The 19,630-nt window shown below is 59.6% G+C and carries 18 protein-coding genes; 11 read left to right on the top strand and 7 right to left on the bottom strand.

The features are described from left to right. Window positions 1–55: 55 nt before the first annotated feature. The 6 genes from ACP15L_RS13635 to pedF form a co-directional block, all read right to left on the bottom strand. A complete protein-coding gene (locus ACP15L_RS13635) occupies window positions 56–847 on the bottom strand; it encodes an FAD binding domain-containing protein (protein ID WP_425082682.1) in 792 nt (263 codons plus the stop codon). 95 nt (window positions 848–942) lie between these two features. Continuing rightward, window positions 943–3,303 carry a xanthine dehydrogenase family protein molybdopterin-binding subunit gene (locus tag ACP15L_RS13630; RefSeq protein ID WP_425082681.1) on the bottom strand — a complete coding sequence of 787 codons (2,361 nt, stop codon included), beginning with the start codon at window positions 3,301–3,303 and terminating at the stop codon, window positions 943–945. A 25-nt stretch (window positions 3,304–3,328) separates the two neighbouring features. Next, the gene (locus tag ACP15L_RS13625; protein WP_425084578.1) at window positions 3,329–3,811 is read right to left on the bottom strand and encodes a (2Fe-2S)-binding protein; all 483 of its coding nucleotides are present in this window, start codon (window positions 3,809–3,811) and stop codon (window positions 3,329–3,331) included. A 27-nt stretch (window positions 3,812–3,838) separates the two neighbouring features. Then, entirely contained in the window at window positions 3,839–4,378 is a 540-nt protein-coding gene (locus ACP15L_RS13620; RefSeq protein WP_425084577.1) for a CoxG family protein, read from the bottom strand. 69 nt (window positions 4,379–4,447) lie between these two features. Then, window positions 4,448–5,344: a substrate-binding periplasmic protein gene (locus tag ACP15L_RS13615; protein ID WP_425084576.1), complete on the bottom strand. Its 897-nt coding sequence runs from the start codon at window positions 5,342–5,344 to the stop codon at window positions 4,448–4,450. An 18-nt stretch (window positions 5,345–5,362) separates the two neighbouring features. After that, the gene (gene pedF, locus ACP15L_RS13610) at window positions 5,363–6,043 is read right to left on the bottom strand and encodes a cytochrome c-550 PedF (protein WP_170549083.1); all 681 of its coding nucleotides are present in this window, start codon (window positions 6,041–6,043) and stop codon (window positions 5,363–5,365) included. A 156-nt stretch (window positions 6,044–6,199) separates the two neighbouring features. On the opposite strand from pedF, the gene ACP15L_RS13605 reads away from it, so the two are divergent. From ACP15L_RS13605 to ACP15L_RS13580, 6 genes are all read left to right on the top strand, one after another. Then, complete coding sequence (locus tag ACP15L_RS13605; RefSeq protein ID WP_425084575.1) at window positions 6,200–7,366, top strand: ABC transporter substrate-binding protein; 1,167 nt, start codon at window positions 6,200–6,202, stop codon at window positions 7,364–7,366. A 5-nt stretch (window positions 7,367–7,371) separates the two neighbouring features. Further along, entirely contained in the window at window positions 7,372–8,334 is a 963-nt protein-coding gene (locus ACP15L_RS13600) for a YVTN family beta-propeller repeat protein (protein ID WP_170675947.1), read from the top strand. A gap of 22 nt (window positions 8,335–8,356) precedes the next feature. Further along, window positions 8,357–8,806, top strand: a complete 450-nt coding sequence (locus tag ACP15L_RS13595; RefSeq protein ID WP_170675946.1) for a hypothetical protein — start codon at window positions 8,357–8,359, stop codon at window positions 8,804–8,806. Then, the gene (locus tag ACP15L_RS13590; protein ID WP_425084574.1) at window positions 8,803–9,522 is read left to right on the top strand and encodes an ABC transporter ATP-binding protein; all 720 of its coding nucleotides are present in this window, start codon (window positions 8,803–8,805) and stop codon (window positions 9,520–9,522) included. The genes ACP15L_RS13595 and ACP15L_RS13590 overlap by 4 nt, the downstream gene beginning before the upstream one ends. Continuing rightward, window positions 9,519–10,310 (top strand): ABC transporter permease, encoded by a 792-nt coding sequence (locus ACP15L_RS13585; RefSeq protein ID WP_425084573.1) that lies wholly within the window; start codon window positions 9,519–9,521, stop codon window positions 10,308–10,310. The genes ACP15L_RS13590 and ACP15L_RS13585 overlap by 4 nt, the downstream gene beginning before the upstream one ends. Window positions 10,311–10,385: 75 nt before the next feature. After that, the gene (locus ACP15L_RS13580) at window positions 10,386–10,925 is read left to right on the top strand and encodes a sel1 repeat family protein (RefSeq protein WP_425084572.1); all 540 of its coding nucleotides are present in this window, start codon (window positions 10,386–10,388) and stop codon (window positions 10,923–10,925) included. 88 nt (window positions 10,926–11,013) lie between these two features. Here the strand turns inward: ACP15L_RS13580 and ACP15L_RS13575 are convergent, their stop codons facing one another. Then, window positions 11,014–11,571 carry a hypothetical protein gene (locus ACP15L_RS13575; RefSeq protein WP_425084571.1) on the bottom strand — a complete coding sequence of 186 codons (558 nt, stop codon included), beginning with the start codon at window positions 11,569–11,571 and terminating at the stop codon, window positions 11,014–11,016. Between the two features lie 173 nt (window positions 11,572–11,744). Here ACP15L_RS13575 and ACP15L_RS13570 point away from each other — a divergent pair, with 173 nt between their 5' ends. The 5 genes from ACP15L_RS13570 (at window position 11,745) to ACP15L_RS13550 (ending at window position 19,626) form a co-directional block, all read left to right on the top strand. Next, window positions 11,745–13,511: a PQQ-dependent methanol/ethanol family dehydrogenase gene (locus ACP15L_RS13570; protein ID WP_425084570.1), complete on the top strand. Its 1,767-nt coding sequence runs from the start codon at window positions 11,745–11,747 to the stop codon at window positions 13,509–13,511. Between the two features lie 140 nt (window positions 13,512–13,651). Next, the gene (locus ACP15L_RS13565) at window positions 13,652–14,329 is read left to right on the top strand and encodes a response regulator (protein ID WP_425084569.1); all 678 of its coding nucleotides are present in this window, start codon (window positions 13,652–13,654) and stop codon (window positions 14,327–14,329) included. Between the two features lie 52 nt (window positions 14,330–14,381). Beyond that, window positions 14,382–15,551 (top strand): FIST N-terminal domain-containing protein, encoded by a 1,170-nt coding sequence (locus tag ACP15L_RS13560; RefSeq protein WP_425084568.1) that lies wholly within the window; start codon window positions 14,382–14,384, stop codon window positions 15,549–15,551. Window positions 15,552–15,554: 3 nt separating this feature from the next. Beyond that, window positions 15,555–17,762 (top strand): PAS-domain containing protein, encoded by a 2,208-nt coding sequence (locus ACP15L_RS13555; RefSeq protein WP_425084567.1) that lies wholly within the window; start codon window positions 15,555–15,557, stop codon window positions 17,760–17,762. Window positions 17,763–18,030: 268 nt separating this feature from the next. Continuing rightward, a complete protein-coding gene (locus tag ACP15L_RS13550; protein ID WP_425084566.1) occupies window positions 18,031–19,626 on the top strand; it encodes a FumA C-terminus/TtdB family hydratase beta subunit in 1,596 nt (531 codons plus the stop codon). The last annotated feature ends 4 nt before the right edge of the window (window positions 19,627–19,630 follow it).

Here is a 19,630-nt window from a genome sequence, read left to right as displayed (position 1 = left end):
CATAGCAAAAGCCCCGGGGTTTTGCCCGGGGCTTTTGGGTTTGTTGTTTTTGTGGTTACACGCAGTCTTGGACGGCGCGTTTCGTCATCACCCCAACCAAATGCGCGCGGTAGGTTTTGCTGCCATGCAGGTCGGCGATCATGTTCATCGGGTTGACGCTCAGCCCCATCAATGCCTCGGCGCTGAAGGATTTGTTCAAGGCCTCTTCGGCCTCTGCCCACCGGAACACGCCGTCTTCGCTGGCGCCGGTCACGGCCACGCGGACACCATCCGCGAACCGCGCCACGTAGACACCGACCAATGCAAACCGGGACGCGGGCTGCAGGAACTTCTGATAGCTCGCCGCCTGCGGCACAGGGAACCGGACCGAGGTGATGATCTCACCCTCATCCAGCGCGGTGGCAAACATGCCCTGAAAGAAGTCGTCCGCCGCGATCTGCCGCGCGTTGGTCACGATGGTCGCGCCTGAGCCCAGCACACCCGCCGGATAACAGGCCGCCGGATCATTGTTGGCCACCGACCCGCCAATGGTGCCGCGGTTGCGCACCGCCGGGTCGCCGATCTGACCCGCCAAAGCCGCCAGCGCCGGATACGACCCCGCCGCCTCACGCGCCACCGTGGCATGGGGCGTCGCCCCGCCAATGACGACCGAGCCGTCATCCTCGACACAGACACCCTGCATCTCGGCAATCCCACCCATGCTGACCAGCACCGAAGGGGCCGCCAGGCGCTGCTTCAGCGTCGGGATCAGCGTCTGACCCCCGCCCAATGGCTGCGCATCCTCGGCCCCCAACGCAGCAACCGCGTCGGCAATGCTCGAAGGCTTCTCAAACTCGAAACTGTACATTCCGCTTTTCCTTTCCGAAGAGCGCAGATCCGCTCTTCATCTGGCTAAAAATACCTCGGGGGTCCGGGGGCTGGCCCCCGGTCCGCCCTCTCAACTCAGCTGTTCATCGCCGCCCAGACGCGCGACGGGCTTACTGGCATGTCGATGTGATCCACCGCCTTGCCGCCCGAATTCATCGCATCCAGAACGGCATTGACCACAGCCGGCGGAGAGCCAATCGCCCCGGCCTCACCACAGCCCTTCACACCCAGCGGGTTATGCGTACAGGGCGTCTGGCTGGAATGATCCACGCCGTAGAAGGGCACATCATCGGCGCGCGGCATGGCGTAATCCATGAAGGACGCGCTCAACAGCTGGCCATTCTCATCATAGGCGCAGTTCTCCAGCAGAGCCTGGCCGATACCCTGGCCAATGCCGCCATGCACCTGACCATCCACGATCATCGGATTGACAATGTTGCCAAAGTCATCCGCCGCGGTGAAGGCCTCGATACTGACCTGACCGGTCTCGGGGTCGACCTCAACCTCGCAGGCATAAGCGCCCGAGGGGAAGGTGAAGTTGGCCGGGTCATAGAACGCGGTCTCCTCCAGCCCCGGCTCAACCTCCAGCGGGAAGTTATGCGGCACATAAGCTGTCAGGGTCACGTCGCCCCAGGCCACCGACTTGTCGGTGCCCGCGACGCTGAACTGACCGTCCTTCAGCTCAATATCGGCCTCAGACGCCTCCAGCAGGTGGGCTGCGATCTTCTTGGCCTTGTCGATCACCTTCTCGGTGGCCTTCACCATGGCCGAGCCACAGACCGCCAGAGAGCGCGAGCCATAGGTGCCCATGCCGAACGGGATTTTTGAGGTGTCGCCATGCACGATCTCGACCATCGATTCATCAATGCCGATCATGTCGGCCACAACCTGCGGGAAGGCGGTCTCATGCCCCTGCCCGTGGCTGTGCGCGCCAACCATGACGCTGATCGAGCCGGTGGCATTCACCCGCACGGTCGCCGCGTCATAAAGACCCGCTCGGGCCCCCAGCATGCCAACGATGTTCGAGGGCGCAATGCCGCACGCTTCGATATAGCAGTTGATGCCCAGACCCCGCAGCTTGCCCTTGGCCTCGCTTGCCGCACGGCGCGCGGCAAAGCCTGCCAGATCAGCCGCAGCTTCCAGCTTGTCCATGGTCCCGTTGTAATCCCCAGTGTCATAGGTCAGAGCGACCGGCGTGTCATAGGGGAACTGGGTGATGAAGTTCTGACGGCGCAGGGCAATCGGATCGACTCCCAGCTCGCGCGCAGCTTTATCCACCACGCGTTCCAACTGGAACGTCGCCTCGGGCCGGCCCGCGCCGCGATAGGCATCCACCGGCACTGTGTTGGTGAACATCGCCTTCACATTCACCTGAATGACCGGCGTCTTGTAATTGCCCGCCATCAACGTGCCGTGCAGCCATGTGGGCACCGAGCTGGAGAAGGTCGACAGATACGCTCCAAGGTTCGCGTAGGTGTTGGTCCGCAACCCGATGAAGTTATTGTCTGCATCCAGCGCCAGTTCGATTTTGCTGACATGATCCCGGCCATGGGCGTCCGACATGAACGCCTCGGACCGGCTGGAGGTCCACTTGACCGGGCGGTTGCAGGCCTTGGCGGCGAAGGTACAGAACGCCTCTTCCGCATAGTGGAATATCTTGGTGCCAAAACCGCCGCCCACATCCGGGGCCACCACGCGGACCTTATGCTCGGGCAGGCCCAGCACAAAGGCGCACATCAGCAGGCGGATCACATGCGGGTTCTGCGACGTGGTATAGAGCGTGTACTCATCCGTGCCCCGCTTATACTCACCAACCGCCACGCGTGGTTCCATCGGGTTGGCGACCAGGCGGTTGTTGACCAGATCCAGCGTGGTCACATGGGCCGCATTGGCGAAGACCTCATTGACCTTTGCATCGTCAGTCTCGCCCAGCTGCCAGTCATAGCAGATGTTGTTCTTCAGATCGTCATGGACCAGCGTCGCGCCCTCTTGCGCTGCGGCCTTCATGTCGATCACGGCGGGCAGTTCCTCGATCTCGAGGTCAATCGCCTCGGCCGCGTCACGCGCCTGCTCCAGGCTGTCGGCCACGATGGCGGCGATGGGATCGCCCACATGGCGCACCTTGCCCTGGGCCAGAATGGGATGCGCAGGCTCCTGCATGGGCGCGCCGTGCTTGTCCGTCACCTCCCAGCCGCAGGGCATGCCGCCCACGCCTTCGAAATCCTTGCCGGTGAACACCTTGACCACGCCCGGCATGGCCTCGGCCGCCGAGGTATCAAGGCTGGTGATCCGGCCATGCGCGATATCCGAGCGCAGGAAATGAACATAGGCCTGTCCGGCCACGTTGATGTCGTCGGTGTAATTGCCTGCTCCGGTCAGAAAGCGCACGTCCTCGCGCCGCTTGGAACTGGCTCCGATGCCACTGTCTTTGGGCATTGCTTGTTCTCCTCCCTCGGGCCGCTTATTCGGCGGCGATGCTGCTGACGTCCTGGCCCGAAGCGGCCATGATCGCCTTGACGATGTTGTGATAGCCTGTGCAGCGGCACAGGTTGCCTTCCAGATACTTGCGAATCTCGGCCTCGGACGGGCGGGGATTGTCCTTCAGCAAGGCCGCCGCGCTCATCACCATGCCCGGTGTGCAGAAGCCGCATTGCAGCCCGTGGTGATCCTGAAACGCCTGCTGGATCGCATTGAGCGTCCCATCCTCGGCCGCCTGACCCTCGATCGTGCCGACCTCGGCACCGTCGGCCTCAACCGCCAGCATGTTGCACGACTTCACGGCCTCGCCGTTCACATGCACCACACAGGCCCCACATTGCGCCGTATCACAGCCAACATGCGTCCCCGTCAAAGACAAATGATCCCGCAAAAAACCAGACAATAACGTCCGACCCTCAACATCACCGCTCACAGACATGCCATTCACAGTCAGCGATATTTTCATCACATTTTCCTCCCTTAAATCCGTAGCTCAACCGCCCAATACGCGCTTGAGCCAGCCTTTCTTTTCGGTTGCCTCTTCCGCTTGTTTTTCAGGTTCAGCTGCCGCTTCGCTGGCAGGGGCCTCTGGCTCGACCTCGACCGCGCTTTGGAAATTCTGAAAAAATTGATCCGCCATTTTCTTGGCGAACCCGTCCACGACACGACCACCCAGTTGGGCCAGCTTGCCGCCCACGCGCGCGTCTACGTTGTAGGTCAGCAAAGTGCCTTCGGGAACGTCGGACAGCGTGACATCGGCCGCGCCCTTGGCAAAACCAGCAGCGCCGCCCTTGCCTTCGCCCGACAGTTTCAGGCTTTCCTCGGACACCATGTCGGACAGGGTCACTTTCCCTTTGAACGTGGCTTTGACGGGGCCGACTTTCTGCACCACGGTGGCATCGAACCCGTCCTCGGCTGTGCCGGTCATCTCCTGGCAACCAGGGACGCATTCGCGCAGAACATCTGCCGACAGCAGGGCATCCCAGACCTCGGATCGTGGCGCGGCTATTGTGCGGCTGTCATGTAACTCCATGTCACTCCTCCAGAGTTTTTTCCAACCTAGGGCCTCGAGGCCGCAAAGCATATGCGACCTTGGGCGTAGTCAGCGCAGTTCCGGAGGGGTGTGCGTCAGCCCATAATCCTCGAAGATTTTGGCGATGCGGCCATTCTGAAGCGCTGCATAGATCGCGTCATCGACCGCATAGCTGAGGCCGCGATAGGCAAAATGCACGGCCACTCCGCTGGTCCAGGTGCTGACAGCAAAGCCAGGCAGCGGAGGGGTGTGGATATCCAGATCCGGAGTCAGCCCGGCCTCTAACTGGGCGCGGGGCCCCATTGCGGCCATCGTTTCACCTGCGGCCAGAGCTTCCATCGCCTGATCTGCGGTTGGGAACCGGCTGACATTCTGCGACAGTTGCCCGCCGGGAAAAGACGACAGGTAGAAATCGGCAATCGAATCGTTTTCAACAGCGACGGTGTCAAAGCGGAAATAGGCCGGAACCGGAGGGTCTTCGGGATAGGCATCGCGGCGAAAGGCGATGGCGATTTCCTCGTCATGATACTGACCGGTGAACACCACCTGTTCGACCCGGCAGGCAAATTCGCTGTCATAGGGAATGTGCAGCATGACATTGGCCACGCGCCCGTTGATCAGAGGACCTTTCCAGATCCAGTTGCGCAGATCGGCCTCAAGGTTTTCTCCCGCCGCGACCAGATTGAACCGGGGCTCGACCCCCAGATCCTGCGCGATCAGCTTGCCGATTTCGATGTCCACGCCCTGTATCTTGCCGTCCTTCTCAAAGGACCAGGGCGCGAAGTCTTCGTAGGCCGCGAACTCGATATAACCGCGCTCGACAATGGTATCGAGGTCAGCGCCCACGATGTCGCGGCTGGCATTCTGGGGTTTGGGTTGGGGCACATGGTCTTCACACCTGGCCAGAGCCGACCCGGCGGACAGGGCGGCGACCAACAGGGAGAAAATGAAATGGCGTCCGATCATGTGCCCCAGTCTGCCGTTCTATTGCGCGGCAGACAATCCGATAGTCAGCTGCTCCGCCGCTTGTGCGAAATCCGGGGCCTCGCCCGAGATCAGCACCGCAGCGCGCAGAGCCACCGAGTCGGCAACAGGCGCGCCCGAGCCGGTTTCGATTGTACCCGCGATCTCGGTCAGTTCGGATTGCAGGGCGGCTGTGTCCCCATCCGCACCCTCGGCCATAGCAGCCAGCTCGTCGCGGATTTCCTTCAACCGGTCCGAATGATCATCCAACGCGCCGTCGTCAGGGCGGGTCTCGATATAGGTACGAATGGCCCAGGCGGCCTTTTGGCCCAGCAGATCGCCAAAGGCGGGCATCTTGGTGATACCGTTCTGGGTATAGCCCTCGCGGAAGCGTTCGATATACCACTCATCGCCGTATTCTTCGGCCTCGAGGTATCGCAGGTCGGGGGCCAGGCCGCCCGATACGACGCCCAAACCGTGGCAGCGCGCGCAGTTCTGGTTATAGCCGGAATCGCCGATTTCGATTGCAGCTTGCCAGACCTCTTCGCCCTGATCGCGATAGGGGTTCTCGATCAGCCATTCCTCGCTCACGTCGGGAAGGGCATCCGTATTTACCGGCTGGGGCGCGACATCTCCGTGTGCCAGCGCCATTCCCGCTGTCACCGTTGCCGCAAGCGCCGCGCTGTAAAAACCAAGACGCATCTCATCCTCCTATTGAAGCTTTCCCCGGTCATAGCGCAGGCAAATTCATCGCGACATTCGACCTTGGTTGCAGATGGGCAAAATCTGCGACTAAGGTCGAATGGCTTTCCCATTTTCGACCAGCTTTTACTTTTAGGGCCGGGGAGGAGGCGCAGAATGTTCAGGTTTTCTTTTGTTCTTGCAGCCTTGGCGCTGGCATCTGGCGCTACGCAGGCCGAGGTCGCGATTTCAGTGACCTACCTGCAGCAAGAGGTTGAGCGCCCTCCGGTTCTGTCCAACCTCGACCCTATTCCAGAAGACTTAGGGATGGCAGGTGCTGAGCTGGGCTTGGCCGACAACCTGACAACGGCCAAGTTTCTGGGTCACAAATATGATCTGACGGTGACCACGGTGCCCGAAAGTGGGGACTGGGCGCAAGCCGCGCGGCAGGCCTTGGCCAATGGTCCCTTTGTCATTCTGGACGCGCCTGCGCAAGCGCAGCTTGAGGTCGCCGATCTGCCCGAAGCGGCGGGTGCAGTGCTGTTTAACGCCTCGGCCCCCGATGTATCGCTGCGCGAGGCCGAGTGCCGCGCCAACCTGTTGCACACCTTGCCGTCAGACGTGATGCGCACTGACGCTCTGGCGCAGTTCCTGGTCAAACGCCGGTGGGACGAGATTGTCCTGGTCGCGGGTGAACATCCGGGGGATCAGGCCTTTGCCGAGGCGCTGAAATACTCGCTGCAAAAGTTCCGGCTGAAGCTACAAGCGGAAAAGACATGGGTTTTCGATGCCGATCTTCGGCGCAACGCAGCGCAAGAGGTGCCACTGTTTACGCAGGACTTCGGCGATTATGACGTGCTGCTAGTCGCTGATGAGCTGGACGATTTCGGCCGCTACATCCCCTTCAACACATGGGAGCCGCGCCCCGTTGCTGGGTCAGAGGGCTTGCAGCCCGTCACTTGGTCGCGCGTGGTCGAACAATGGGGCGCCGTGCAGATGCAGAACCGGTTTGCAGATCAGGCAGGGCGGGCGATGCGCCCCAAGGATTACGCCGCATGGGCGGCCTACCGGGCGTTGGGCGAGGCGGTGACGCGTACTCAATCAGATGATCCAGCGGTTCTGCGCGACTATATCCTGTCGGATGATTTCGAACTGGCGGGCTTCAAAGGCCGCGCGATGAATTTCCGTGCCTGGAACGGCCAGTTGCGGCAACCCATCCCTCTGGTCACGGATCGCGCCGTGGTGGCGATGGCTCCGCTCGAGGGGTTTTTGCATCAACGCACCGAACTGGACACGCTGGGCATTGATGAAGCCGAAAGCCAGTGTCAGGCATTTAAGGAGTGACAGCGATGAGACTAGCAGCACTTCTGGCAGCGACCGCGCTCTGCGCTCCGGCCATTGCGGATGAAATCTGGATCAGCAATGAAAAGGACGACACGCTCAGCGTGATCGACATCGAAACGCTTGAGGTGATCCGCACCATTGAGACCGGCGAGCGCCCACGCGGGATCACGTTTTCCAAGGACTACTCAGTTCTCTATATCTGCGCGTCCGACAGTGACTCGGTGCAGGTGATGGACCCCGAGACGGGCGAAATTCTCCATGACCTGCCCTCGGGCGAGGACCCCGAGCAGTTTGTGCTGCACCCCAATGACAAGCATCTTTATATCGCCAACGAAGACGACGCGATCACCACGGTGGTCGATACGGAATCGCGCACGGTGATTGCGCAGATCGACGTGGGGATCGAACCCGAAGGGATGGCCGTGTCGCCCGATGGCAAGATTGCCATCACCACGTCCGAGACCACCAATATGGCGCATTGGATCGACACCGAGACGCAAGAGCTGTTCGCCAACACTCTGGTCGATTCTCGCCCGCGCCATGCCGAATTCCTGAAGGACGGGACCGAGCTTTGGGTCAGCTCAGAAATCGGCGGCACCATCACCGTGTTCGACGTGGAAACCCAGACCGAAAAGGCCAAGATCGAGTTCGAGGTCGAAGGCGTCCACCCCGACCGGGTGCAGCCCGTGGGATTTGAGCTGTCCAACGGCGATGAGACCGCCTTTGTCGCGCTGGGACCGTCGAACCACGTGGCGGCTGTGAATGCCGAAACCTATGAGGTCGAGGATTACATCCTCGTGGGTCGCCGCGTCTGGCACATGGATTTCAACGCCGACAAGTCGCTGCTGTTTACCACCAATGGCGTGTCTGGCGATGTGACCGTGATTGATGTGGCCAAGCGCGAACCGATCAAGACGATCAAGGTTGGGCGTTTCCCCTGGGGCGCGGCCTTCCGTCCGACCAACTGACACGATTGAGGAGACTTAAGAGATGAAGCGACTGATATGCGCGGCCGCGATGTTGGCTATGGCTTTGCCCGCTGCGGCTTTGGCCGACGATGATGATGACGACGGCTTTGGTCTGGCCGGTATCCTGTCGGCCAAGAACAAGGAAGACCTGCCTCCGATCATTCTCTCCGCCGGTGTCCCCTTGGCCGAGGCCCCGTGGGAGCTGAAATCCGGCACCTATTATGAGTTCGAAATTCAGGGCGACGGCAGTCAGGAACTGGCTCTGGTCGGGCCTGAGTTCTTCCGCGCGATCTGGGTGGATGAGATCGTTGTCGAAGGGTTGGAAATCAGACCTCTGGGTGTCGATTCCGTTGAGTTTGACGAGGCGGGCGAGATGGAAATAGGCTTTGTCGCGATCAAGCCGGGCAGCTACTATCTGAAAGTACCGGGCAGCACCGGCGAAACGCAGCGGCTGGAGATTACCATTAAGTGACAGGGTTTTCGGTCCGCAATGTCAGCTACGCCTATGGCGACAAACGCGCCCTTGATGACGTGAGCTTTCACGTCCCGCAGGGCGCGTTTTGCGCGTTGCTGGGGCCTAATGGCGCGGGGAAATCGACGCTGTTTTCCTTGTTGACCCGCCTGTTCACCACCGCGCAGGGGGTGATTGAGGTGGCGGGGTTCGATATCTCGAAACAGCCCCGTCAGGCCTTGGCGCAGATCGGGGTCGTGTTTCAGCAGCCGACGCTGGATCTGGACCTCACTGTTCATCGCAACCTCAGCTACTTCGCCGCCTTGCATGGCTTGTCGGGTCGCACAGCCGAGACTCGCATCGCCGCCGCGCTGAACCGTCTGGATATGGCCGAACGCGCAAGCGAACGCACCCGCGATCTGAATGGCGGCCACCGCAGACGTCTGGAGATTGCGCGCTGCCTCATCCATGCGCCCTCGGTTCTGTTGCTGGACGAACCGACGGTGGGGCTGGACGCGGCAGCCCGCAGCGCGATCACCCAACATGTGCATGATCTGTCGGCGCAGGATGGGCTGACCGTGTTATGGGCGACCCATCTGACCGATGAGATCAACCCTGACGATCAGCTTGCCATCCTGCATCGAGGGAAGATGCTGACACAAGGCACCTGCCGCGACATCACCGGCGACCAACCGCTGCAACAGGTGTTCCTGTCGATGACCGGAGCCTCGGTATGACCGGCGCGCTGATCGCCCTGCGCGCGATCCTGATCCGCGAGGCGCTGCGCTTTGTCCGACAGCGCAGCCGGTTCATCGCTGCTTTGGTACGCCCACTGGTCTGGCTGATCGTCTTCGCCGCCGGGTTCCGCGCGGCCTTGGGCCTGTCAATCACGCCGCCCTATCAGACCTATATCACCTATGAGATCTACATCGTACCGGGCCTGTGCGGCATGATCATGCTGTTCAATGGCATGCAAAGCTCCCTCAGCCTTGTCTATGACCGCGAGATGGGGTCGATGCGGTTGCTGCTGACCAGCCCTCTGCCGCGATGGTGGCTGTTGTTCTGCCGCCTGCTGGCCAGCATCACGATCTCGATCCTGCAGGTCTATACGTTTCTGGTGGTGGCCGCGATCTACGGGATTGATATGCCGTGGTACGGATATCTGTGCGTCTTTCCCGCGCTGATCATTGCCGGGCTGATGCTGGGCGCTCTGGGTCTGGCTTTGTCCTCGGCCATCAAGCAGCTTGAGAATTTTGCCGGGGTGATGAATTTTGTCATCTTTCCAATGTTCTTCCTGTCCTCGGCGCTTTACCCGCTTTGGAAGATGGCCGAAAGCTCGGCCCTGTTGCGTGATATCTGCGCGCTCAACCCCTTTACCCACGCCGTTGAGCTGATCCGTTTTGCGCTTTATGGTCAGTTCAACGGCCCGGCCCTTGGCTGGACTATCCTTGCCGGACTGGCCTTTCTGGGCCTCGCGCTGTGGGGCTACGACCCGGCCCGCGGGATCAAACGCCCCGGTCGCTAGGCCGTCTACGACCATGGCAGACGTGAAATGTACCCGTCGATGCGCTAGGATACCTTTCAAACGGAGGGTTCTTTCATGATCCGTATCGCAATTGCATTACTTTTTCTGGGCACGGCCGCCTCGGCTCAGACGGTCGAGGATGAGTACGGCACGCTCAACCCGCAGGACACGGGCTTTGGCCGCGTCATGAGCAATATTGACAATGGCGTCACCGATATGACGACCTGCGCGACGGGCTACTACATCACCAAATCCGGTCGGCATGAGATGGCGCGCAAGCTGTTCGAAAGCTGCGCCAATGCCGGGTATACCGGCGCGATGACTTGGATGGGGCAGCTCGACAATAACGGTCTGGGCGGAGACTACGATCCCGATGCCGCCGCCGCTTGGGACAAACGCGCCGCTGATCTGGGCGATCCAGTGGGCAAGTTTAACTACGGCCTCAACCTGCTGCGCGGCCACGGGGTGGCGCAAGACCCGGAACTGGGCCGAGCCTATGTGGATGAAGCCGCAAGCGACGGCCTGAAAATCGCCAAACGTCTGCAAGAGTCTGGCTATGATCCGAATGAGGTCACGCCGGATGCAGATGAGTGGAAATACGCGCCCTTGTTTTGAGCTGGGCCCGCTGACGTAGCCGAACACTTGGAAAGAGGCGCGGGCGCCCGATGGAGCGGGGTTTCCCAAGCCGACGCCAAACCTCTGATCAGTCGATCATGACCTGAGGCAACCAGTGGCTATCGGGATCGACCTCGTGGATGTCTGCCTCGGATACGGGCCTCAGATCTCCGTCTTCGGGTGGGGCTGAAATGATGCCCATATCCATTTCGTGCAACTGTCCGATCAGGCGGTCGCCATCGCGCTGCAGGCGATAGTAGACCCCGTTCCACATATCAATGCCGTATTCGGTGGCGCCCTTGTGGATAAACAGCAGGTCGTATTCCAGATCGGTCAGATCGCCGTCCGAGACCTCGCGCCGCAGAGCATAAGGGTAGGGGACATGGCACCAGTGTTTGTCCGCCCCCTCAAGACAGCGAAACGGGCGCATGGACAGGAAATGGTCTGCGAAGGGGCCCGCACTCAGGTCTATTTGATAGGCTGTGGCGTCGCCCTTGGGTTCGAAAGTCACGTTTCCGATCAACAGCTTGTTGCCTTCTCCATCGACCAGAGAAATGGCCTTCTGCCCCGACAGAGGATCGGCCAGCGCAGGCTGCGCGCAGATCAAAACCGCAGGAATAAACCAAGTGAAAAGCCGCCGCATCATTGCCTCGCACATCAAAAAAGATGGCCCAACCTAGTTGAAATCGGCTGTTTGCGCCCTACGACCAATGTGCAATTCCAACACCGGTGCCTGCCTGCGAATAATACTCTCGCCAACAATCCCGACGCGTCGGAGATTCGGCGTGGAGGAAAGACATAAGTCTAGGGAGGATACCGATGAACCGGTTTATCATGGCCGCCGCTGCGAGCATTGTCGCAACCGGCGCAGCCTATGCAGAAGTTACCGAAGACGATCTGGCCAATGACCAAACGATCACCACTCAGGTTGTGACCAATGGAATGGGGCGGCATTTGCAGCGCTACAGCCCGCTGGACATGCTGAACAAGGACAACGTCAAGAACCTGCTTCCGGCCTGGGCCTTCAGTCTTGGCGGAGAAAAGCAGCGCGGGCAGGAAACCCAGCCGCTGATCTATGACGGGATGATGTATATCACCGGGTCGTATTCACGCCTCTATGCAATTGATCTGGAGACCGGCAAAGAGGTCTGGCAGTACGATGCCCGCCTGCCCGAAGGCATTCTGCCCTGCTGTGACGTGGTCAACCGAGGTGCTGCCATCTATGGCGACAAGGTCATTTTCGGTACGCTGGACGCGCGGATCGTAGCGCTGAACAAGGACACGGGCGATGTGGTCTGGCGCGACAAGATTGCAGACTACAAGGCGGGCTATTCCTATACGGCTGCCCCGCTGATCGTCGACGGTCTGGTCATCACCGGCAACTCGGGCGGTGAGTTCGGTATCGTTGGTGCGGTACAGGCGCGGGACGTCAATACCGGCGATCTGGTTTGGGAACGCCCCGTGATCGAAGGCCACATGGGCACGCTGAATGGCGAAGAAAGCACCATGACGGGTGAGCTGAACGCAACCTGGCCCGGTGACATGTGGAAAACCGGCGGCGGCGCGACCTGGTTGGGCGGCTCTTACGATGCTGACACCGACACGCTGGTCTTTGGCGCAGGCAACCCGGCGCCGTGGAACAGCTGGCTGCGCAATGCGGGCACCCCCACCGAAGGCAACAAGGGCGACAACCTCTATGCCGCCAGTCGCATCGGGATCGACCCCAAAACCGGCGAGATCAAGTGGCATTTCCAGACCACCCCGCGGGAAGGCTGGGACTATGACGGTGTGAACGAAGTGGTTGCCTATACCGACCGCGAGGGCAACCAGCGCTACGCCACTGCCGACCGGAACGGGTATTTCTATGTCCTGAACCGTGAGGATGGTGAGTTCGTCTCGGCGACACCTTTCGTCAAGGATATCACATGGGCCGACGGAATTGATGAAACCGGACGTCCGATCTTTGTCGAGAACAACCGTCCCGGTGATCCGGCCGCTGCGGCTGATGGCAACAAGGGTGAGGTCATCTTTGCCTCGCCGTCCTTCCTGGGTGGCAAGAACTGGATGCCAATGGCCTTCTCGCAGAACACCGGCAATTTCTACGTGCCTTCGAACGAATGGGGCATGGATATCTGGAATGAGCCAATCACCTACAAGAAAGGCGCCGCCTATCTGGGCGCGGGTTTTACCATCAAGCCGAACTACGAAGATCACATCGGCTCGCTCAAGGCTATCGACCCCGATACCGGCGAGTGGAAGTGGGAATACAAGAACGACGCTCCGCTGTGGTCGGGCGTGATGACCACGGCTGGTGGCCTGGTGTTCTTCGGCACCCCCGAGGGCGAGTTCATCGCGCTCGATGACGAAACCGGCGAGAAACTGTGGTCGTTCCAGACCGGCTCCGGCATCGTCGGTCAGCCTGTAACCTGGGAACAGGATGGCGAGCAATATGTCTCGATCATCTCCGGCTGGGGCGGTGCGGTTCCGCTGTGGGGCGGTGAAGTGGCCAAGAAGGTCAACTACCTGAACCAGGGCGGTACCTTGTGGACCTTCCGCCTGCCGAAAGAGCTGGCCTCGGCGAACTGAGGCGGGTTCTGACCCCAAAGATCGCGCGCTCGGCATCCGGGCGCGCGTTTTCTTTGGTCTACGACCTTCCGCCAGTAGGCGTATGCCAACGGTGTTGCTAAGCTCGGAACAAAGAGAGTTTCAATGCAAAGGCGACCTTCATGCTTGCAGAACCCGCCAGACAAACTGATTTTGAGAATGTTCTGATTGTCGACGATCATCCGCTTTTCTGCGACGCCTTGTCGATGACCCTGCGCAGCGTGGCCGAGATCGGCGAAATTCACACAGCAGACCGTCTGGAAAACGCGATGGAGCTGGTGGCTAAAGGGCTGAAGCCGGATGCGGTGATGCTGGACCTGAACCTGCCGGATGTGGATGGCCTGGATGGTCTGGTGCGCTTGAAATCCGCGGCGGATGCGCCGGTGATTGTTGTGTCCTCGTTGACCGACAACCGTGTGATCAGTCAAGTGATCAAGGCAGGGGCATCGGGATATGTGCCCAAGCACAGCCAGCGCGATGTGTTCCGCACCGCGTTCGAGACGGTGCATGCGGGGGGAATCTTTGTCCCCGACGGCTGCGTTCTGATCGAAGATGCGGAAGAGGATGAACATAGCGATGCGGTCAACCGGCTTGCCGCGTTGACCAATCAACAGGGCCGCATCCTTCAACTGATCTGCGAGGGTAAGTTGAACAAGCAGATCGCCTATGACCTGTCGATTGCCGAAACCACGGTTAAGGCGCATGTCACTGCAATCATGCGGAAACTTGGCGTTCAAAGCCGCACTCAGGCGGTTCTGATTGCCAAGAAAGCATCCTTTGCCAGCGTATTGCAAGAATAGGGTCAGATACTCTAACCTCTCAGTAATCGTCGGGCTTTAGGGAGGAGTCGCGATGAACCAAGCATTCGGATGGGCCAGTGCCCAGTCCGTCAGGCCAGGCATCGTAAAGACGGCATTTGCGGAATGCAGCGCCGACAACGCAGTCAGGGATCTGTTCAGGTCGCTGGGGGATGACCCCATGGCGCTGATCATTCTGTTTGTTAGCCCCAATGCCGATGCCGCGGCGGTGATCGCCGAGGCTGAACAGGAATTTGCGCCCACGATGGTGGTCGGATGCACCACCGCCGGAGAGCTTGCCGAAGGTGGCTATAACGAGGATCAGATCGTCGCGCTTGCCTTGCCGTGCTCGCATTTTGAAACGCGCACCATTCTGTTGCCGGACCTGAATGATTTCTGTGCGCAAGATATCATTGCCGAAATGATCCATAACCGAACCGCAATGACGCGCAGCTTTCCCGCTTGGGAATACGAATTCACCTTCTTGATGATCGACGGCCTGTCCACCAAAGAAGACGAGCTGACATCCGAGCTGGCGATGGGTTTGGGGCCGGTGCCTCTGTTCGGTGGATCGGCAGGCGACGGGACCGAGTTCGGCCACACCTATGTTCTGCATGGATCACAGGCGCTGGAGAACGCAGCCATTTTGGTGCAGGTGCGAACCTCGTGCCCGATCAAGGTGTTCAAGACAGATCATCTTGTTCCCGCCGCACAGCGTATGGTCGTGACCAAAGCCGACCCCGCCAACCGCATCGTTCAGGAAATCAACGCGGAACCCGCAGCGCGGGAATATGCGCGCATCCTTGGCAAAGACCCTGAACAGCTGACCCCCTTTACCTTCGCGGCCCATCCTGTCGTCGTTCAGATCGGAGGTCAGCATCATGTACGGGCCATTCAGCAGGTCGCGGGCAATGGCGATCTGGTGTTCTTTTCGGCCATTGATGAGGGGCTGGTTCTGACCCTGGCCGAGCCGCGCGACATGACGGTGCATCTGCAGGAAGAGATCGCAGCGCTGAACGAAAAGCAGAAGCCCGATACAATCCTGGCCTGCGACTGTATCCTGCGGCGGCTCGAGGCGCAGGAGAAACAGAAAACGCACGAAATTTCGCGCATCCTGTCGGACAATCATGTGGTCGGATTTTCGACGTATGGTGAGCAGTTCAACTCGATCCACGTCAATCAGACGATGACCGGGGTGGCGATCTATCCACCCGGGGACGACTAGCGGATGATCGAGCATCTGACCGACCCGCTGGATCCGATCGAACGCCAGAATGAAAAACTGCTGAAGATCGTCGAGGCGCTGATGCGCCGGGTCGAGGAATCTACCGATGCCTCGGGTGCTGCCTATGCGCAATTCCAGCGCGCCGCCGTGTTGGAACAAGAGATTCGCACCCGCACGGATGATCTGGAGCGCGCTCTCGACCTGCTGAACGCGTCCAACGCGCAATTGGCCAAGGCCAATGAGGAAACCGAAGCTGCTCGGGCCAATTTGGCGAATGCGATTGAGGCGGTGCAGGATGGTTTTGCCTTGTTTGGGCGCGATGAAAAACTGGTGCTGTGCAACAGTCGCTTTGGGTTGCACATGCCCGATATCAAGGGTCGGCTGAAACCAGGTCTGCGTTTTACCGAATATGTCGAGCTCGTCAGCCGGTCGAGCTCTCTGTTGCTGCCGGAAGGGGTTGCACCTGTGGACTGGGCCGAGCTTCGGCTCACGCGTCATGCGGACGACCATGTGGTGTTCAATGTGGGATTGAGCGGAAATCGCTGGATGCAGGTCTCGGAACATCGCACAAAGGACGCGGGCACAGTTATCCTGCAGACGGATGTGACCGATATCATGCGGGTCGAGCGGCTAGAACGCGACCGCATTCTGGATGACAAATCGCGCCTGATCCGCGCCACGCTGGAACACATCGACCAGGGTGTCTGTATCTTCGACAACAAGCACCGATTGATTGGCTGGAACAACCGAGCCAGTGAGTTGCTGGCGATCCCGGTCGGGCAATTCCAGATGGGCACGCAGTTTGAAACGCTCTATGACCGGCTCGGTTCGAATATGAGTTTCCAACCGGGGATGAGCTGGGGTGATTTGTCCGACTGGACCAAGCGGGCCACCTCTCGGCGGCCCTTGCGGTTTCTGCTGCATCGGGGGCGGTCGAAAATCCTGTCTGTCTTTGCGCAGGAAATGCCCGACAAGGGCTATGTGATTTCATTTACCGATGTGACGGCGGAACGAAAATCGGCGCAGGCATTGCAGGACGCCAAGGAACTTCTGGAAAAACGCGTTGAAGCGCGCACCGTTGAACTGGCCGACGCGCTGGGCGAGGCGGAACGGGCCAATGCGTCAAAGTCCCGCTTTGTTGCCGCCGCCAGTCATGATCTGCTGCAACCTCTGTCCGCCGCCAAGCTTTATGTGGCTTCGCTGAAAAACGGGTTGGATCAGGCGGAAACGCATGATGTGGCCACAAAGGCGGAAAGTGCGCTCAACAGCGTGGAGCATATCCTTGAGGCTCTACTGGATATTTCGAAATTGGATTCTGGCAGCGCGACAGTCCACCTCTCGACCGTGTCGGTTGGCGACATGTTCAAACAGATGGAGGATGCTTTCCGGCCGGTTGCACATGCCAAAGGATTGGAGTTACGGGTGGTGCCGACCAGCGCGCTTGTGTCCAGTGATGCCAGCTACTTGCGGCGCATCCTTCAGAACCTGCTGTCCAACGCAATCCGTTATACCGACACCGGTAGGGTTCTGGTCGGGGTGAAGCGGCGCAAAACCCGCGTGTCGATCGAGGTTCTGGATACCGGAATGGGCATCGCCGCCGACCAGCGCGATATGGTTTTTCAGGAATTCAAGCGGGTACAATCCGACGCGAGCGCTGCCGAAGGTATGGGCCTTGGTCTTGCTATTGTCGAGCGCGCCTGCGGGTTGCTCAACCACCCGATTCATCTGCGCTCCGAGTTGGGAAAAGGCACAGTGTTCTCCGTCGAAGTCCCTGTGGTACAGGACCAGGGGCAGTTCAGTGAAGGCCGTCCCGCTGCTGCTGACAGGAAAACGGGTCAACTGGCCGACATGATCGTTTTGCTGATTGAAAATGACGCGAATCTCAGAAATGCGCTAACGCTGACACTCGAGTCCTGGGGCGTTCATGTGCTGGAATGTTGCGGTGAGGAACAGGCCGTGGACCTGCTGCGCGAGATCGGTATCGCACCCGATGCGATCGTCGCGGACTACCAGCTGGATCACGGGAAAACCGGGATTGAGGCTGTGCGTCGGATCAAAACGGAGTTCAGTGATGTTCCCGCCTGCATCATCTCGGCCAACCGGTCGCCTGAAACGGCGGAAGAATGCAAGGCGAACGGGTTGGAGTTAATACACAAACCCATCGACGCCAAAGAGCTTAGACACCAGTTGGTCAGCTTGATTTTGCGTTAATCTTTGCACGGGTCTGCGCGCGGACCGTAACAGCTAGATCTTGGCATTGATGTTGCTCAAGATCGACCCGCGCTGAACGAAGGGCTGTTGAGTCTCCGAATGCTGAGCCGGTTCGTTTATGGGGAGTGATGCGTTGCGTGGTGTGAAACGGCGGTTGCTGAAATCGCGTATTCTGGCGCGATTCTCTTTTGGTAATTTTTGGTGAATAAAATGGTATTTAAGTTAAGAACTATTGAGTGTTTCTGGGTATCTCACTAGGGTGCGCGCCATGACACAGACAACGAAAACAATCGGCACAACCTGCTATCGCCATCTCGGTAATGAAGGGCTGGAAACCGTCCGGTTCGATGATGAAACCTTCCTGTGGGTGTCGTCCGAGGCTGTCAGCAATTTGACCTCAACCGCCTTTGCAGATGTCTCGCATCTGTTGCGCACCAGCCATCTTGCCCAGCTGCGCGAGATTCTCGATGACACGGATGCCTCGGCCAACGATCACTACGTGGCGCTGGAGTTGCTGAAGAACGCCGTGATCTCGGCCGAGCGAGAATTCCCGAGTTGTCAGGACACCGGAACGGCAATCATTCACGGTAAGAAAGGCCAGAACGTTCTGGTGCAAGGTGATCTGCATGCGGCGGTCGAGCAGGGGGTCAAGGACACCTGGGAGTCGCGCAACTTGCGCTTTTCGCAAATGGCCCCTCTCAGTATGTACCGCGAACAGAACACCGGCACCAACCTGCCTGCGCAGATCGACATCGAGGCGCTCAGCGGGGATGCTCTGGAGTTCCTGTTCATGGCCAAAGGGGGTGGCTCGGCCAACAAGACGTTTTTGTTTCAGGAAACAAGGCGACTGCTGGAACCCGAGCGGATACTGGCATTCTTCGACGAAAAGATACGGACTTTGGGTACGACGGCTTGCCCGCCATATCATCTGGCGATTGTTGTCGGGGGACTGTCGGCTGAACACTGTCTGAAAACGGTCAAGAAAGCCTCGGCCAAGGAATTGGATGACCTACCCACAACCGGTAGCCCTGATGGGCGCGCCTTTCGTGATCTGAAGCTTGAGGCGCAGATACTTGAGCTGACCCGCAACATGTCACTGGGCGCTCAGTTCGGCGGGAAATACTTCTGTCATGACGTGCGCGTCATTCGACTGCCGCGACACGGAGGAAGCCTGCCGGTTGGCATGGGTGTTAGCTGCTCGGCGGATCGCCAGATCAAGGGGCGGATCGACCGGGATGGGATCTGGGTCGAGCAGTTGGAGCATGATCCGGCTCGGTTCCTGCCCGCGCAGGATGTCGCGGCGCAATCCGCAACCCGGATTAACTTGGACCAGCCGATGGATGATATCTGTGCTGAATTGTCCAAACTGTCCGTCTCCAGCCCGGTTTTGCTGTCCGGCACCATGATTGTCGCGCGCGATCTGGTGCATGCCGAACTGGCCCGGATGATCCGAGAGGGTCAGGAACTGCCGGACTACATCCGCGACCACCCGGTCTACTACGCGGGCCCGGCCAAGACGCCAGAAGGGTATGCCTCGGGCTCGTTCGGGCCAACCACAGCCGCGCGGATGGACCCTTATGTGCCGGAACTGCAGGCGCTGGGCGCGTCCCGCGTGATGATTGCCAAGGGCAACCGCGCGCCCTCGGTCGTGCAAAGCTGCAAGGAGCATGGCGGGTTCTTTCTGGGCTCGGTCGGCGGGGCGGCGGCGGTTTTGGGCAAGGACGTCATCAAAAACATCGAAACGCTGGATTTTCCCAACTTTGGGATGGAGGCCGTCTTTCGCATAAAAGTCGTGGATTTCCCGGCATTTGTGATTATTGACGACAAAGGAGGAGACTTCTTTACCCGCAAACCAGCCTTCTAGCGCA

It is taken from the genome of Ruegeria profundi (assembly GCF_049800715.1).
GTDB classification, from domain to species: domain Bacteria; phylum Pseudomonadota; class Alphaproteobacteria; order Rhodobacterales; family Rhodobacteraceae; genus Ruegeria; species Ruegeria profundi_A.
Note: the sequence above shows the minus strand (reverse complement) of the source record. Positions and strands in the feature narration are given on the sequence as shown.